The organism is Roseovarius sp. (assembly GCF_040219995.1).
Classification (GTDB): Bacteria; Pseudomonadota; Alphaproteobacteria; order Rhodobacterales; family Rhodobacteraceae; genus Roseovarius.
On sequence record NZ_JAVJUC010000045.1, the window covers coordinates 43,187 to 58,906 of the forward strand.

Annotated in this window: 15 protein-coding genes; 10 read left to right on the forward strand and 5 right to left on the reverse strand. The window is 65.4% G+C overall.

From position 1 onward, the window contains the following. From RID11_RS19535 to RID11_RS19565, 7 genes are all read left to right on the forward strand, one after another. Complete coding sequence (locus tag RID11_RS19535) at window positions 1-1,584, forward strand: gamma-glutamyltransferase (RefSeq protein WP_350141961.1); 1,584 nt, start codon at window positions 1-3, stop codon at window positions 1,582-1,584. Beyond that, window positions 1,581-2,978 carry a M20 family metallopeptidase gene (locus RID11_RS19540; RefSeq protein ID WP_350141962.1) on the forward strand — a complete coding sequence of 466 codons (1,398 nt, stop codon included), beginning with the start codon at window positions 1,581-1,583 and terminating at the stop codon, window positions 2,976-2,978. Before RID11_RS19535 ends, RID11_RS19540 begins: the two co-directional genes overlap by 4 nt. A 150-nt stretch (window positions 2,979-3,128) precedes the next feature. Then, complete coding sequence (locus RID11_RS19545; protein WP_350141963.1) at window positions 3,129-3,623, forward strand: Lrp/AsnC family transcriptional regulator; 495 nt, start codon at window positions 3,129-3,131, stop codon at window positions 3,621-3,623. A 162-nt stretch (window positions 3,624-3,785) separates the two neighbouring features. Next, window positions 3,786-4,958 carry a glycine cleavage T C-terminal barrel domain-containing protein gene (locus RID11_RS19550; RefSeq protein WP_350141964.1) on the forward strand — a complete coding sequence of 391 codons (1,173 nt, stop codon included), beginning with the start codon at window positions 3,786-3,788 and terminating at the stop codon, window positions 4,956-4,958. An 11-nt stretch (window positions 4,959-4,969) separates the two neighbouring features. Beyond that, entirely contained in the window at window positions 4,970-5,419 is a 450-nt protein-coding gene (locus tag RID11_RS19555; protein WP_350141965.1) for an OsmC family protein, read from the forward strand. 21 nt (window positions 5,420-5,440) lie between these two features. Beyond that, entirely contained in the window at window positions 5,441-6,244 is an 804-nt protein-coding gene (locus RID11_RS19560; RefSeq protein WP_350141966.1) for an enoyl-CoA hydratase, read from the forward strand. An 8-nt stretch (window positions 6,245-6,252) separates the two neighbouring features. Continuing rightward, window positions 6,253-7,896: an acyl-CoA synthetase gene (locus RID11_RS19565; protein WP_350142022.1), complete on the forward strand. Its 1,644-nt coding sequence runs from the start codon at window positions 6,253-6,255 to the stop codon at window positions 7,894-7,896. 10 nt (window positions 7,897-7,906) lie between these two features. Here RID11_RS19565 and RID11_RS19570 read toward each other — a convergent pair whose 3' ends face one another. Then, window positions 7,907-8,377, reverse strand: coding sequence for a DUF411 domain-containing protein (locus tag RID11_RS19570; RefSeq protein ID WP_350141968.1), 471 nt, complete (start codon window positions 8,375-8,377; stop codon window positions 7,907-7,909). Here RID11_RS19570 and RID11_RS19575 point away from each other — a divergent pair. Both RID11_RS19575 and RID11_RS19580 read left to right on the forward strand, forming a co-directional pair. Next, the gene (locus RID11_RS19575; protein ID WP_350141969.1) at window positions 8,376-8,609 is read left to right on the forward strand and encodes a hypothetical protein; all 234 of its coding nucleotides are present in this window, start codon (window positions 8,376-8,378) and stop codon (window positions 8,607-8,609) included. The two genes, RID11_RS19570 and RID11_RS19575, sit on opposite strands and share 2 nt — an antisense overlap. Window positions 8,610-8,648: 39 nt before the next feature. Beyond that, a complete protein-coding gene (locus RID11_RS19580; protein WP_350141970.1) occupies window positions 8,649-10,910 on the forward strand; it encodes a mechanosensitive ion channel domain-containing protein in 2,262 nt (753 codons plus the stop codon). An 18-nt stretch (window positions 10,911-10,928) separates the two neighbouring features. Here RID11_RS19580 and RID11_RS19585 read toward each other — a convergent pair whose 3' ends face one another. The 4 genes from RID11_RS19585 to RID11_RS19600 all read right to left on the reverse strand — a co-directional run bounded on the left by RID11_RS19585 (window position 10,929) and on the right by RID11_RS19600 (window position 14,559). Then, a complete protein-coding gene (locus RID11_RS19585) occupies window positions 10,929-11,723 on the reverse strand; it encodes an alpha/beta fold hydrolase (protein ID WP_350141973.1) in 795 nt (264 codons plus the stop codon). Beyond that, entirely contained in the window at window positions 11,699-13,000 is a 1,302-nt protein-coding gene (locus tag RID11_RS19590; protein WP_050663000.1) for a TRAP transporter large permease, read from the reverse strand. The genes RID11_RS19585 and RID11_RS19590 overlap by 25 nt, the downstream gene beginning before the upstream one ends. A 3-nt stretch (window positions 13,001-13,003) precedes the next feature. Continuing rightward, window positions 13,004-13,507, reverse strand: coding sequence for a TRAP transporter small permease (locus tag RID11_RS19595; RefSeq protein ID WP_350141974.1), 504 nt, complete (start codon window positions 13,505-13,507; stop codon window positions 13,004-13,006). A 62-nt stretch (window positions 13,508-13,569) separates the two neighbouring features. Next, window positions 13,570-14,559 (reverse strand): type 2 periplasmic-binding domain-containing protein, encoded by a 990-nt coding sequence (locus RID11_RS19600; protein WP_350141975.1) that lies wholly within the window; start codon window positions 14,557-14,559, stop codon window positions 13,570-13,572. Between the two features lie 208 nt (window positions 14,560-14,767). Here RID11_RS19600 and RID11_RS19605 point away from each other — a divergent pair, with 208 nt between their 5' ends. After that, entirely contained in the window at window positions 14,768-15,652 is an 885-nt protein-coding gene (locus tag RID11_RS19605; RefSeq protein ID WP_350141976.1) for a LysR family transcriptional regulator, read from the forward strand. Window positions 15,653-15,720: the final 68 nt, after the last annotated feature.

Sequence of the window (15,720 nt, forward strand, 5' to 3'; positions counted from 1 at the left end):
ATGTCGGTGAACCTGTCGCGCACGGCGACCACGACCAAGACCGTGATCGAGACCGAATATGGCATCGTCGCCGCGCAGCACCGGCTGGCCGCGCAGGCGGGGGCGGATGTGCTGGCGGCGGGGGGTGACGCGGTGGATGCCGCGATTGCCACCTCCTTTGCCGTGGGCGTGCTGGAGCCGTGGATGAGCGGCCCGGCGGGGGGCGGTGCGCTGATGCTGTGGCGTGCCGATGAGGGACAGGCCGAGGCGCTGGATTACGGGATGCGCGCGCCGACGGCACTTGATCCCGCCGATTATCCGCTGACCGGCAAGGGGGTGGCGGGCGATCTTTTCCCATGGGAGCAGGTCGAGGGCGACCGCAACGTGCAAGGTGCCACCGCCGTGGCGGTGCCGGGGCTGGTTGATGGCATGGGCCGGATGCATGCGCGCTATGGCCGGATGCCCTGGGCCGACCTGCTGGCCCCTGCCATCGCCCATGCGCGCGAGGGGATGCTGGTCGATTGGTATGCCGCGCTGATCATCGCCTCGACCACGCGGGAACTGGCCAAGGATGCCGATGCCGCCGCCCTCTTTCTGGAGGACGGGCAGTGGCCGACGATCTCGGGCTGGACGGCGCTGGCGGAGAAGCGGCTGGATCAGGCGCGGATGGCCGACAGTCTGGAGCAGATCGCGCGGCATGGCGCGCGGGCGCTTTACGATGGTGATCTGGGGGCGGCGATGGCTGCCGATATTCAGGCCAAGGGCGGCAGTCTGAGCCATGACGATCTGCGCGCCTATGAGGCGGTGTTTCGCGACCCGCTGCGCGTCGATTATCGCGGTGCGCGGTTCGATGTGTTGCCGGGGCTGACCGCCGGGCCGACCTTTGCCGATGCCCTGCGGGTGATGGAGGGCCGCGAGATGGGGGCCGCGCCCGGTGCCGACGGCTTTGCCGCCTACGCGGACGGGTTGAACGCGGCCTATGCTGACCGGCTGTCCACGATGGGCGACACCGGCGAGAGCGAGACGCATGCAGGCTGCACCACGCATTTCTCGGTGGTGGACCGGCAGGGCAACATGGTGGCGCAGACGCAGACCTTGTTGTCGATTTTCGGGTCGCGGGTGGTGTCGCCCTCGACCGGGTTCACGATGAACAACGGGATCATGTGGTTCGACCCGGTGCCGGGGCGGCCCAATTCGCTGGCCCCCGGCAAGCGCTGCCTGATGAATGTCTGCCCGATCCTGGGCGAGGCCGGCGGGGCGCGGTTTGCCTTTGGTGCCTCGGGCGGGCGCAAGATCGTCTCGGCGATGGTGCAGATGGCGTCTTTTGTTGCCGATTATGGGATGGAGATCGGCGCGGCCTTTCATCATCCGCGCATCGACGTGTCGGGCGGGGCGGCGGTGGTCGCTGATGAGACCCTGCCCGATGCGGTGCTGGCGCGGCTGAGCGCCGAGCACGCCGTGCATACCACCCGGCGCAGCCCGTTCCCCTATGCCTTTGCCTGCCCTGCGGGGGTGATGCGGCGGGGCGCGGTGAACACCGGCTGCACCGAGATCATGTCACCCTGGGGTGACGCCGTTTCAGAAGAACAGACAGGACTATCATGACCAGAGATGCCGCGATCACCACGATTTCCGATTATTTCGACGAAGGCCGGTTTCAGACCGACCTGGCCGATCTGGTGGCCTATGAGACCGAGAGCCAGAACCCCGATCAGGCCCCGGAACTGCTGCGCTATCTGCAAGAGGCGATGCTGCCACGGCTAACGGGCATGGGGTTTGCCTGTGCCATCCACGATAATCCCGCGCCGGGGGCGGGGCCGCTGCTGGTCGGTGAGCGGCATGAGGGCGACGACCTGCCGACGATCCTGAGTTACGGGCATGGCGATGTCATTCGCGCGCAGACCGATCAGTGGCGCGAGGGGCTGCATCCGTTCAAACTGGTCGAGGAGGGGGACCGGCTCTATGGGCGCGGCACCGCCGACAACAAGGGGCAGCACCTGATCAATATCGCGGCGATGGAGGCGGTGATCGCGGCGCGCGGGCAGTTGGGCTTCAACTGCCGGATCGTGATCGAGACCGGCGAGGAGACCGGATCGCCGGGGCTGCATGAGTTCTTTGCGGCCCACAAGGATGCGCTTTCGGCGGATGTGCTCATTGCCTCGGACGGGCCGCGGTTGCAGCCCGAGACGCCGACCATGTTCATGGGCTCGCGCGGGGGGGTGACGTTCGATCTGGTGGTCGATCTGCGCGAAGGGGCGCATCATTCGGGCAATTGGGGCGGGTTGCTGGCCGATCCGGCGATGATCCTGGCGCAGGCGCTCTCATCCATCACCGATGCGCGCGGGCAAATCCGTATTCCCGAGTGGCGGCCTGACAGCCTGAGCAACAGCGTGCGGGCGGCGCTTGGCGGGTTGCCGATCGAGGGCGGTGACGGCCCGGCGATCAATCCTGATTGGGGCGAGGAAAGCCTGACGCCCACCGAGCGCGCCTATGGCTGGAACAGCTTTGCCATCCTCGCAATGAAGAGCGGCGTGCCGGAGGCCCCGGTCAATGCCATTTCGGCGCATGCGCGCGCGACCTGTCAGTTGCGCTATGTGGTGGGCACCACGCCCGAGGATATCCTGCCCGCGCTGCGGCGGCATCTGGATGCGCAGGGGTTCGAGGGGGTGCAGATCGTGCCGCATGATCGCGGGTTCTTCCGCGCCACCCGGCTTGATCCCGATCACCCTTGGGTGAAATTCACCGCCGCCTCGCTGGAGCGGACATCGGGGCAGGCGCCGCATGTGCTGCCCAATCTGGCGGGGTCGCTGCCCAATGACGCCTTTGCCGAGATCCTCGAGTTACCCACGGTCTGGGTGCCGCATTCCTATCGCGGCTGTTCGCAGCACGCGCCCGACGAGCATGTCCTGAAACCCGTGTGCCGCGATGCGCTGCGGCTGATGGCGGGGCTGTTCTGGGATATCGGCGCGGGCGAGGGGCTGCCTGCGGTTCAGGGCTGAGCGCCCGTTCTGGACGCTCTTGTCCTGCAAGTGGTCGCAAAGGATTGCGCCACAGTCGTTTTCCCACGTCAATGTCGGGGCAGGTGCGTTTGCCCCGGCCCATGCCTGTTGTCGGCGCATGTCCGGGTGCGGCTCAGAGAGAGTTCCCGAATGAACGACAGACAAGGGCTTGATGCGGCCGATATTCGCATTCTCAGCGCGGTTCAGAAACATGGGCAGATCAGCAAGACCAAGCTGGCCGAGATCGTGAACCTGTCGCCGACGCCGTGCTGGGCGCGGCTGACGCGGCTGCGCGCGGCGGGGTATATTCGCGGCTATCACGCCGATATCGCGCTGGAGCGGATCACCGATGTCACGCAGGTGATCGTCACCGTGTCGCTGACCCATCACCGGCGCGCGGATTTCGAACGCTTCGAGAGCCATGTTCGCGGTGTTGACGAGATCACCGATTGCATCGCGACCGGGGGCGGGATGGATTACGTGATGAGCGTGTTCGTGCCCAGCCTTGCGCAGTTTCAGGCGCTGATGGATGACCTGTTGTCGGCGGAGTTGAACATCGACCGCTACATCACCTATTTCGCGACGCGTCAGGTGAAGCGCAGCACGCCGAATCTGGCCAAGCTGGTCCATCGACCGGCGCGATAGGCGCACGCGACCATTCAGTCTTTCGCATGGCTCGAAATCGGGACGAGAGGTCTCGTTTCGGGCCGTTTTTCGGAACACATGACGTCGCGACAAGCGTTAGACACGGCCCATCGGACACACAGGTCTCAGCGGGTGCTGGGACCAGCGCATGGGAGGAATGACATGACGCAACCGCATGATTTCGGCTTTGGCACGCAGATCCGCAAGTCGCCTTATTTCGACGCCACCGTGCGTTGGGGTGCAGAGGGATTTTCGGTTTACAATCATATGTATATCCCGCGCGATTTCGGTGATCCGGAGCAGAATTTCTGGAACCTCGTGAATGACGCGATCCTGTGCGACGTGGGCGTCGAGCGGCAGGTGGAGATCACCGGGCCGGACGCCGCCAAGTTCACCCAGATGCTGACGCCGCGCGACCTGTCGAACATGGCGGTGGGCCAGTGCAAATACGTGCTGATCACCAACGCCGAGGGCGGTATCCTGAACGATCCGATCTGCCTGCGGCTGGGCGAGAACCATTTCTGGCTGTCGCTGGCCGATAGCGATATCCTGCTCTGGGCGCAGGGTGTGGCGGTGCATTCGGGCCTAGATGTGACGATCGCCGAGCCGGACGTCTCACCGCTGCAATTGCAGGGCCCCAACTCGGGCGAGATCATGCGCGCGCTCTTTGGCGACGAGATCATGGACCTGCGCTATTACTGGCTGCGCGAAGTCGAGCTGGACGGCATTCCGCTGATCGTGTCGCGGACCGGCTGGTCGAGCGAGCTGGGCTATGAGCTCTACCTGCGCGACGGCAGCCGCGGCGATGCGCTGTGGGAGCGGATCATGACGGCGGGCCTGCCCTTCGGGCTGAAGCCGGGCCATACCTCGACCATTCGCCGGATCGAGGGCGGCATGCTGAGCTATCACGCCGATGCCGATATCCACACCAACCCGTTCGAGCTGGGTATGGACCGTCTGGTCAATGTCGACATGGAGGCAGAGTTCATCGGCAAGTTCGCGTTGCAGCGCATCCGCGACAACGGTGTGACCCGCAAGCAGGTCGGTCTGATCATTGATGGCGAGCCGATGACCGGCCCCAACACCGCCTTCTGGACGATCAACCACGAGGGCGAAACCGTGGGCAAGGTGACCTCGGCGGTCTACTCGCCGCGCCTGAAAAAGAACATCGCGCTGGCGATGGTAGCGGTTGAAGCGGCTGAACTGGGAACCGAGCTGGACATCATGACGTATAGCGGTGAAACCACCGCCACCGTTGTGGAGAAGCCGTTCTTCGACCCGCGCAAGCAGCTGGCCGCGACCGGCGCGACCAAACCTGCCCAAGCCACCGCGTAAAGGGCCGTTACATGTCGGATCTTGCTATCGAGCTGCATTGGCAGCGCGCCGAGCCTGTATTGCAGACCGGCCGTTATTCGAACGCGCATACCGTGCAATACAACCGCGCGTATGACGTGCAGGTGGACGCCGCCCCCGACTGGGGCGGCGATCCGGAACATACCAACCCCGAACAGGCGCTCGCCTCGGCGCTGTCGAGTTGCCACATGATGACGTTCCTGGCGCTGTCGGCCAAGGCGGGCTGGCCGGTGGCGAGCTATCACGACTACGCGGTCGCCCATCTGGGCAAGAACGCGCGCGGGCAGATGTCGGTCACGCGGATCGACCTCAACCCGGTGGTACGGTTCGATACCGGCTTTGCGGTCGATGCCGAGAGCTTGGCCGAGATGCAGGATCGGGCGCATCGCTATTGCTTTATCGCCAACACGCTCGCCGAGAGCGTGGAGATCAACATTCTCTGACCCTTCCCAAGGAGGTGATCCGTGCAAGACAGTGGTGACATTCTGCTGCGAGAGCTGGGCAATGACGGCGTTCTGCGCCTGACCCTGAATGACGTGGCGCGGCGCAATGCGCTGTCGGAGGCGATGCTGGCCGAACTGGGCCGGACATTTGCCGAGGCGGGCAAGGACGCGGCGGTGCGGGTGATCGTGCTGGCCGCGAACGGCCCGGCGTTTTGCGCGGGCCATGACCTTAAGGAGATGACTGCCGGGCGCGATGCGCCGGACCGGGGGCGGGCCTATTTCGCGCGGGTCATGGCGCAGTGTTCGGGCGTGATGCAGGCCATCGTGAATTGCCCCAAGCCGGTGATCGCCGAGGTGACGGGGGTCGCCACGGCGGCGGGCTGTCAGCTGGTGGCAAGCTGTGATCTGGCGGTGGCGGCGGAAAGCGCGCGGTTCAGCACGCCGGGGGTGCATATCGGCCTCTTTTGTTCGACCCCGATGGTGGCGCTGTCGCGCAACGTGGGCGACAAGCACGCGATGGAAATGCTGCTGACCGGCGACATGACCCCGGTGGCGCGCGCCGCCGAGATCGGGCTGGTCAATCGGGCGGTGGCGGATGACGCGCTGAGCGAGGTCACGATGGAAATGGCGCGCAAGGTCGCCTCGAAATCCAGCATGACACTCGCCACCGGCAAGCGCGCCTATTACGCGCAGCGCGAGATGCCGCTGGCGGAGGCCTATGATTATGCCTCGACCGTGATGGTCGACAACATGCTGGCGCATGATGCCGAAGAGGGCATCGGCGCCTTTATCGAGAAACGCGCGCCCGCGTGGCAGGACAGGTGATCGACGAAATGGAGAACCCCTATAACACCGGCCTCGACCGCAACCCGGCGAATTATCAGCCGCTGACCCCGCTGAGCTTTCTGGAGCGGGCGTCGAGCGTGTATCCGGAGCACACGGCGATTGTGCACGGGGGCCTGCGGCGCAGCTATGCGGAGTTCTACGCGCGGTCGCGGCAACTGGCTTCGGCCTTGTCGCGCACCGGGATCGGGCGGGGCGATACCGTCTCGGCGCTCTTGGCGAATACACCTGCGATGCTGGAATGCCATTACGGGGTGCCGATGTGCGGCGCGGTGCTGCATTCGATCAACACCCGTCTTGATGCGGCGATCATCGCCTTTCAGCTGGATCACGCGATGGCGCGGGTGGTGATCGTCGACCGCGAATTCATGGGGCTGATGCAGGAGGCGCTGGCGCTGGCGCGGGTGGAGCCGCTGGTCATTCAGTATGACGATCCGGAATTCACCGGGGCGGGCGGCTGTGACGATGTTCTGGATTACGAGTGGTTCGTCTCGGAGGGCGATCCCGATTTTGCATGGCTCATGCCAGAGGACGAGTGGGACGCGATTTCGATCAACTACACCTCGGGAACGACGGGCGATCCCAAGGGTGTGGTGTCGCATCATCGCGGCGCGTATCTCCTGGCGCAGGGAAATGCGCTGACCACCTCAATGGCGAAACACAGCGTCTATCTGTGGACGCTGCCGATGTTTCACTGCAACGGCTGGTGTTTCCCGTGGACGCTGTCGGCGATCATCGGCACGCATGTCTGCCTGCGGCAGGTGCGGGCAGAGCCGATCTGGGCGGCGCTGGCCGACGAGGGGGTGACGCATCTGTGCGGCGCGCCCATCGTGATGTCGCTGCTGATTTCGGCCCCCGAAGGCGAAAAGCGGGCGCTGGCGCGAGAGGTGCAGTTCTTTACCGCCGCAGCACCGCCGCCCGAAAAGCTGCTGGCGGACATGCAGGCGGCGGGGTTTGGCGTGACGCATCTATACGGGCTAACCGAGACCTATGGCCCGGCGGTGGTCAACGAATGGCACGGCGCGTGGTCCGATCTGCCTGCGCCCGAGCAGGCACGGCTGAAATCCCGTCAGGGGGTGCGCTACCTGCCGCTCGAGGGGTTGCAGGTAATGGACCCCGAAACCATGACCCCGGTGGCGCGCGATGGCGAGACCATGGGCGAGGTGATGTTTCGCGGCAACGTGGTGATGAAGGGCTATTTCCGCAATCCGCAGGCGACGGAGAAGGCGTTTGCCGGGGGCTGGTTCCACTCGGGCGATCTGGGCGTGGTGCATGCTGATGGCTATATCCAGCTCAAGGACCGGTCCAAGGATGTGATCATCTCGGGCGGCGAGAATATCTCGTCGATCGAGGTCGAGGAGGCGCTTTACCGGCATCCCGCGGTGGCGGTCGCCGCCGTGGTCGCCATGCCGCACGAGAAATGGGGCGAGACGCCCTGTGCCTTTGTCGAACTGGCCGAGGGGCAGGCGGTGGAGGCCGAGGCGCTGCGCGTCTGGTGCCGCGATCACCTGGCCCCCTACAAGGTGCCCGGAAAGGTCGTGTTCACGGATATCCCCCGCACCTCGACCGGCAAGATCCAGAAATTCGTGCTGCGGGATCAGGCCCGCGATCTGGCGCTGCACCCGGTGGCGTGACGCGCCGCGCTCAGGCCGCCGCGTAGCTGGTGAACACCTCGGTGGTGCCGTCGTGGCGGATCAGGAACACGTCATAGGCCTCGCGCCGGTCCTCGGGGCCCATGCCGGGAGAGCCATAGGGCATATCCGGCACGGCGAGGCCCACGGCCTGTGGCCGCTCTGACAGAAGGCGGCGGATGTCGGCGGGGGGCACGTGGCCCTCGATCATGTAGCCGTCAATGTCGCCGGTGTGGCAGGACATCATGGCCTGCGGAATCCCGGCCTCCATCTTGTGGCGGATCAGGGCGGTTCCGAGGCTGTTTTCGGTCGTCACCTCAAAGCCGTCGCTGCGCAGGATGCGCACCCATGCCTCGCAGCAGCCGCAATTGGGATCCTTGAGGACGTGAAGCGGTGGCATGGCCCCGGCCGCGGCGAGGTGAGGGGCGGCAAACGACAGGCTGGCGGCCCCGAGGATCAGGCTGCGGCGGGTGAGATGGGACATGGCGCTCTCCTATTCTGGTCGCCCGAATATCATGGCAAGCGGCGCGGCATGCAATGGCTGGCCGGGTCAGCTGCGGCGATATGCCTGCATGGATCGCGCGCTGGTGCAGGATGGCCCGTCCCGGCCGGGCCGGGGATTGTGCCTTGACCTCGGGGCCTCCGCCTTTACGTTCAGCGCTGATCATCCGCACCCTTCGTTCCTGACAGGGCTGCGCGGCGACGGGACCTGCTGACCGTGGTCCGTCGAAACAAAAAAATAAAGGTATCTTTCCATGTTGCGACAGTTGGCGAGCGTTCTCGTATCCCTCTTTCTTGTGTTCGGCGCGGCGCACGCGCAGGACGGCAGTGGGGTCTCCGCCGAGAACACCGGGCAGAGGACGAGCGTCGATCTGTTGCTCGATGTCATCGAGGATGACGCGGCGCGTGCCGAGTTGATCGAGCGGTTGCGCGGGGCGGATGCGGTGCCGCCCGACGCGCCCGGTGACGTGATCGTGGAGACGCTGTCGGATGGGGTGGCCCCGCCGGAGGACGCCTCATTCGGGCGGCGTATCGCGCTGGTCACGCAACAGGCGGCCGAGGATGTCGTGGACTGGGGCATGCGGTTCTGGGGGCAGTTGACGCGCGCGCCGGAGGTGTTCGGCGGGCTGAGCGGTGGCGAGGCCGGTGTTCTGGCCGAGGCGCTGAGGGATCTGGCGCTGGTGATCGCGGGCACGGTCGTGGTGTTCTTTGCGCTGCGATGGCTGGGCAAATCGCTATATGCCAACATGAGCGCGTCGGCGCGGGACGGAGGTGTGGCGCGCACGGCGGTGCTCTTTACCGCCTCTGCGGTGATCGACGCGGTGATCGTCATCCTGGCCTGGGGTGCGGGCTATGCGCTGGCCATTCTGGCGCTGGGCGAGTTCGGGCAGATCGGGATCAGGCAGACGCTCTATCTCAACGCTTTCCTGCTGGTGGAGATGGCCAAGGTGGCGGTGCGGCTGGTGTTGTCACCCTCGGCGACGGCGCTGCGGCCCTTGCCGATCGGCGACCGCGCGGCGTCTTACCTGTCGTCGCGGATCAACCTGATCGTCGGGGTGGTGGGCTATGGCCAGTTGCTGGTGGTGCCGATCATCAACAGCAATGTCTCCTTCGCGGCAGGGCGGGCGGTCTCGGCGCTGATCGCGGTTGCGGTGCTGGGCTTTGCGATCTGGTTGGTGCTGCGCAATCGCCGGGCGGTCACGGAGTGGCTGTTGGGCGGTGACGCGGGCAACCGGCCCGTAGCCCCCGAGGCGGCGGCTGATCCCGCGCCTGTCCGGGGGCGCCGGGCCCGGGGCGCGCTGGCCTACCTCGCGCGGCACTGGCACTGGCCGGCACTGGCCTATCTGCTGGCGCTGTTCGTCATCGTGATGCTGCGACCCGGCGATGCGGTGTTTCAGACCTTTCTTGCCTCGGGGCAGGTTCTGGTCGTGGGGCTGCTCGGGTTCGCCGCCTCGGGCTTTATCAGCCGGGCGATGGTGCGCGGCGTGAGCCTGCCTGCGCGCCTCTCGGACCGGGTGCCGCTGTTGCAGGGGCGGCTCAATGCGTTTGTGCCCCGGATGCTGTTCGTCTTGCGGGTGGTGATCTTTGCGGGCGTCGTGCTTTTGGCGTTCAACGCGATCGGGCTGATCGACCTGCGCGGCTGGATGGTCAGCCAGTTCGGGTTGCGCCTCACGGGCATGATCCTGTCGGTGTCGCTGGTGCTCCTGGTGTCGTTCGGGCTGTGGCTGGCGCTGACGTCCTGGGTGGATTACCGGCTCAACCCCGAGTTCGGCAGCGTCGCGACGGCGCGCGAGCAAACGCTTCTGACGCTGTTGCGCAACGCCGCGACGATCGCGCTGGTGATCATCACTTTGATGTTCGTGCTGGCCGAGATCGGGCTTGATATCGCGCCGCTGCTGGCCTCGGCCGGGGTGCTGGGCCTTGCCATCGGTTTCGGCGCGCAAAAGATGGTGCAGGACATCATCACCGGCATTTTCATCCAGTTCGAGAACGCGATGAACGTGGGCGATGTGGTGACGGTGGGCGGTGTCACCGGGACGGTGGAGCGGTTGACGATCCGCTCGGTCAGCCTGCGTGATCTGCACGGGGTGTTTCACATCATTCCGTTCTCGTCCGTCGACATGGTGTCGAATTACGTCAAGGATTACGGCTATTTCGTCTGTGACATGGGCGTTGCCTATCGCGAGGACGTGGAGGAGGCGAAACAGGCGATGCTCGATGCCTTTGCCGAGTTGAAGGGTGATCCCGATCAGGCCGACGGTATTCTCGATGAGCTTGAATGGTTTGGTGTGAACAGCTTTGGCGACAGCGCGGTGATGCTGCGCGCCCGGATCAAATGCGTGCCGGGGCGGCAATGGGGCATCGGGCGGGCCTATAACGGGGTGCTCAAGACCGTGTTCGACGCGCGCAATATCGAGATCCCGTTCCCGCATCAGACCGTCTATTTCGGCGAAACGAAGGACGGCCGGACGCAGAGCGTCAAGGTGGATATGGAGACGCCGACCGCCCCGGCCTGACGGGCCGGGGGACGGTGGTCAAGGCCGGGCAGTCGTCAGGAAATCGTCGAGCACGGCATGAAACAACGCGGGTTTTTCAAGGTGCACCGCGTGGGCCGTGCCGGGGATCACGGCGAGGGCGGCATCGGGAAGGCCTTGCCAGAGCAGTTCCACCTGCGGCCAGCGATAGGATTTGTCGCCGTCGCCCCAGAGCACAAGGGTCGGCATGGTCAGCCGGGCAAGCGCGCCGCGCCCGTCCCAATGGCTCATCGCGTCGAGCCCGGCGAGGGCGGCGGCCTCGCTGGCCTGTGCGCCGAGGTCTGCGACGATGCCGAAGCCCTGGGCCGCCGTGCCCTCGCGGAACCATGTTGCGCCGATGCGGCGAATGGTTTGCGCCACGCCATCGCAGCGGACCCGGTCGCGCGAGGTGTCGAGCGGCTCGAACCGGTCGGGCATGAGGCCGAGCGGCCCGGTGCCGTAGAGGATCAGCCGGGCGATGCGGTCGGGATGGGTGGCAGCCATGTCCTGCACGATCATGCCGCCCATGGAGTGGCCCAAGAGGATGATCTGCGCCAGCCCCAGTTCGTCCAGCAGATCGACCACCACCGCCGCGAATTGTGCGATGCGGTCGGCGGGGGGCAGCGCGGCGGACCCGGCATAGCCCGGCAGGTCGGGGGCAATCACGTCGAAGCGGTCGGCGAAGTGGTCGATCTCGGCCTGCCACTGTGCCGCCCCGCCCAGATAACCATGCACCAGCACCAGCGGCGCACCGCGACCCTTGCGCCGGTAGCTGAGACCGCTGCGCGCGGTCAGCGCATCTGTTCGGGCAGCCACAGGGCGGTCTCCGGGAAGAGGATCAGGATGACGATCAACAGCACCAGCGCGCCGATGAAGGGCAGGCAGCCCATGATCACGTCGCCGATGGTCACCTGCCCGCGCCCGATGCCCTGAATGACATAGAGGTTGAGGCCCACGGGCGGCGTCAGCACCGCGATTTCCATGGTGATCGTGTAGACCACGCCGAACCATATGAGGTCGAACCCGGCGGCGGACATCAGCGGAAAGATCGTCGGCAGGGTGATGAAGGTCATCGAGACCGGCTCAAGAAACATCCCGAGCGCGATGTAGAAGATCAGCACGATGGTCAGCACCACATAAGGTGACAGATCAAAGCTGAGGAACAGCTGGGTGAATTCGTGCGGCACGCGGTAGTAAGTGAGGACAAACCCGAAGAGCACGCCCGCCGAGAGCAGCAGCCCGAGATAGCCCATGGTGCGCATGGTGGCGAAAAGCGCGTCTGTGAAGCCCTGCCATTTGAGGCCGCCGACGCCGAAGGCGAGGATCACGGTGAGCAGGGCCGCGACCGCCGCCGCCTCGGTTGGCGTGGCGATACCGGCATAGATCGCCACGGTGATGACGAGGCCGATGAGGCCGATGGGGGCGATGGTGGCGGCGATCTGGAGGAGGCCCATTTTCACCGACGCCTCGCTGTCGGGGATGTCGCCGGGCTTCAGGATGCCCCAGACCAGCACGACGATGGCGAAGGAGGTGACAAGGATCAGGCCGGGGATGACGCCTGCGATGAACAGATCGCCGATGCTCTGATCGGTGACGATGCCGTAGAACAAGAGGATCAGCGAGGGCGGTAGCAGCACGCTCAATGTGCCGCCTGCCGCCAGAACGCCCGACGAGAGGCGCTTGCCATAGCCAAGGCGCAGCATTTCCGGCAGGGCCACGCCGCCGATGGTGAGCGCGCCGACCATGGACGAGCCGCAGACCGCGCCGAACCCTGCGCAGGCCCCGATCGAGCCATAGGCGGCGGAGCCGCGCACGCGCACGCCTTGGTGCAGAAACTGATAGAGATTGGGGCCGATATTGGATTTGCCGATGAGTTCGCCCAAGAAGACGAAAAGCGGCACCGCCAGCAGGATATAGTCGATCCACACCCCCCAGAGTTTGAGTTCCGCCGAGACGATGGAGGTGTCGAAGGACTGGATCTGCCACAGGAAGGGCAGGGATGCGGCGGCCAATGCAAAGGGGATCGGCAGGCCGATGGCGATGAGGAACATCAGGAGGCCGAGGAGGCCGAGGCCGACTTCATACCATTCCATCGCTCAGACCTCCTGTGCCGGGGTACGGATGAGTTTCACCAGCCGCAGCCCCGCGTAAATCGAGAACAGCACCAGCGCGAGCGCGCCCGGCGCCCAGAAGGCATAGCGCGGCCAGAGCAGGATTTCCGACGAGGCGCCCGAGTTGAACGAGCGGATCGTGGCGCTGACGCCTGCGAGTGAAAAGAAGAGGCCCACGCCCAGCATCACGCACAGGTTGACCAATGCGGCGATCTTGCGCCCCATCGGGGGCAGCGTGTCGGTCAGCATGGTGACCTTGGGATAGGCGTCTTCCTTCATCGCGTAGGCAAGGCCCGCGAAGGCCACCGGAAAGAGCAGGAGCGCGGTCGCCTCTGTCACCATGCGGTCGGGGGCGTTGAGTGCGTAGCGGGTGAAGACGCCGTAGGTGATCCACACCATCTGCACGAGGACCACGATGGCCCCCGCCGCGGCGAGCCAGACGACGGCGCGCTCCACATGGCCGATCAAACGGTCGAGACCGGGTTGCATGGCAAGCCTCCTTTGGCGGAAATCGGGCGGGTGCCGCCGCGCGGGCAGCGGCACCTGTAGGATCAGGGAGCGTGCTGCGCGAAGAGATCGCGGATCTGACCGGCCAGTTCCGGACCGCAGGCCTCGTCCACGGTCTCGTTCCAGGTGCCCTGAACGCTGTTGATCAGTTCCATGCGCTTGTCCTGAGAGATCGAGACGGCCGCGCCGCCGCCCTTCATCACCGCATTGCCGACGCGCTGATCGACCCAGTCCTCGTAGCGGGGTTTCAGCCACTCCTCGGTCTCGTGCGCGGCCTCCATCACGGCGGCCTGTTCATCGGCGGACATGCTGTCGAACTTTTCCTTGTTCATCATGTACTGGATGTTGCCGTAAAAGAGGTTGGCGTTGACCATGTAGGGCATGACGTCCCACAGCTTCCAGCTGGAATAGGTGGCCACACCCATGTTGATGCCGTCCACGACACCACGCTCGGCGGATTGGAACACCTCCTTGGGGGCGACAAAGACCGGCGCGCCGCCCCAGGTCTCGATCATCAGGCTGACCAGCGGGCCGATGGAGCGGACCTGCTTGCCCTGCAGATCGCCGAGATCGTCGATTCCCCCCTCGAACCACCATTCCTGATCGTAGGAGTAGTTGGAGTTGAAGACCGGCACGAGATTGACGCTGGCGGCCTCGTCGCGCACCAGATCGGCATAGGCGGCGTCCATCTCGATCTGGCCTTCCAGATCGACGGCGGTGGGGTAGAGCGAGGTCACCCGGTAGCAGGGCAACCGGTCATCGGCGGGAATCCAGCTCATGTCCGAGACACCGCCCTGCACCGCATCGACGCCTTCCGACCAGCCATGCAGCGTGGCCGAGGGGAAGATCTGCACCTCGACGCTGCCGCCGGTCTTGTCCTCGACCAGCTTGGCGAAATGCACGAAGCCGTCATAGCGGATATCGGCCTCGTTCACGTAGGTCGAGAGGCGGATGGTGGTCTCGGCCAGCGCGGGCGCTGCAATGGTGGTGCTGAGGGCCGTGGCGGCGATCAGTCCTTTGAGGGCAAGTGTCATGTTTCTCTCCGTGTTGGGGTGGGCGAGACCGTTCCTGCGGCCTTCGTCATTCATTGTGGTCCGGGGCGCGGTGCCCGCGTAAGCCAGGACCAATGGAAAAAGGCTAGGCCAGCGATGCGCGAGTCGGCCAATTCAAACATCTCATCAAACTATTCCGATCTTGCATGACGTGGGTTGCTGGCGCAATCTGATCCGACGGAGGGCGGGAATGGACATCAACTGGCTGCGCGATTTCGTCTGTCTCGGGCGGACGCTCAATTTCACCCGCGCGGCGGAAGAGCGCAACATCACCCAATCGGCGTTCAGCCGTCGCATCCGCTCGCTGGAAAACTGGATCGGCGTGCCGCTCATTGACCGGGCCAGTTACCCGGTGCAACTGTCGGAGGCGGGGCGGCAATTCCTGCCGGTGGCGCAGCAGACGGTGGCCGATCTCACCGACACGCGGCAGGCGATCCGCGAACGCGCACGCGGCAATGCCAGCTTTCAGAGGTTCGCGGCGCTGCACGCGATCTCGGTCAATTTCCTGCAACCGCGCATGGCGGAACTGGAGCGGCAGTACCCGGACATGCGCACGCGGGTGATCTCGGACAGCCTGACCGCCTGTTGCCAGTTGTTGAGCGAGGGTGGCTGCGAATTCCTGCTTTATTACCGGCATCAGGACGTCGCCCCGATCCTCGACGAGACCCGGTTCAAGCGCAAGGATATCTGTGAGGAACGGCTGATCCCCGTGGCGCAGCACGAGGCGGCGGCGCGGCATGGCTGGACGCTGCCCGCGCGCATGGGGCGCGAGGTGCCGTATCTGAGCTATGATCCCAACACGTTTCTGGGCACGGTGGTCGATCAGACCATCGGCAACCGCCGCCCGGCGCTCGACCTGCGCTATATGGATGCGCTCGCGGAGGCGCTGAAGCGGCGCACGCTGGCGGGGGCAGGCATGGCCTGGCTGCCGGAATTCTCGATCCGGGAGGAGTTGGAGGACGGCACGCTGGTGCGGCTTGGCGGGAGCGACTGGACGGCGACGATGACGATCTCGCTGTTTTGCTCGCCCGAACGGCTCGACACGCTGGGTCAGACGATCTGGGCACAGTTCTGACGGGGCGGGCGCGCGTGTCGCATGCGAAAAGGTTCCGCGAGCCACGCAAACCGCTGGCCCGTCGGAGG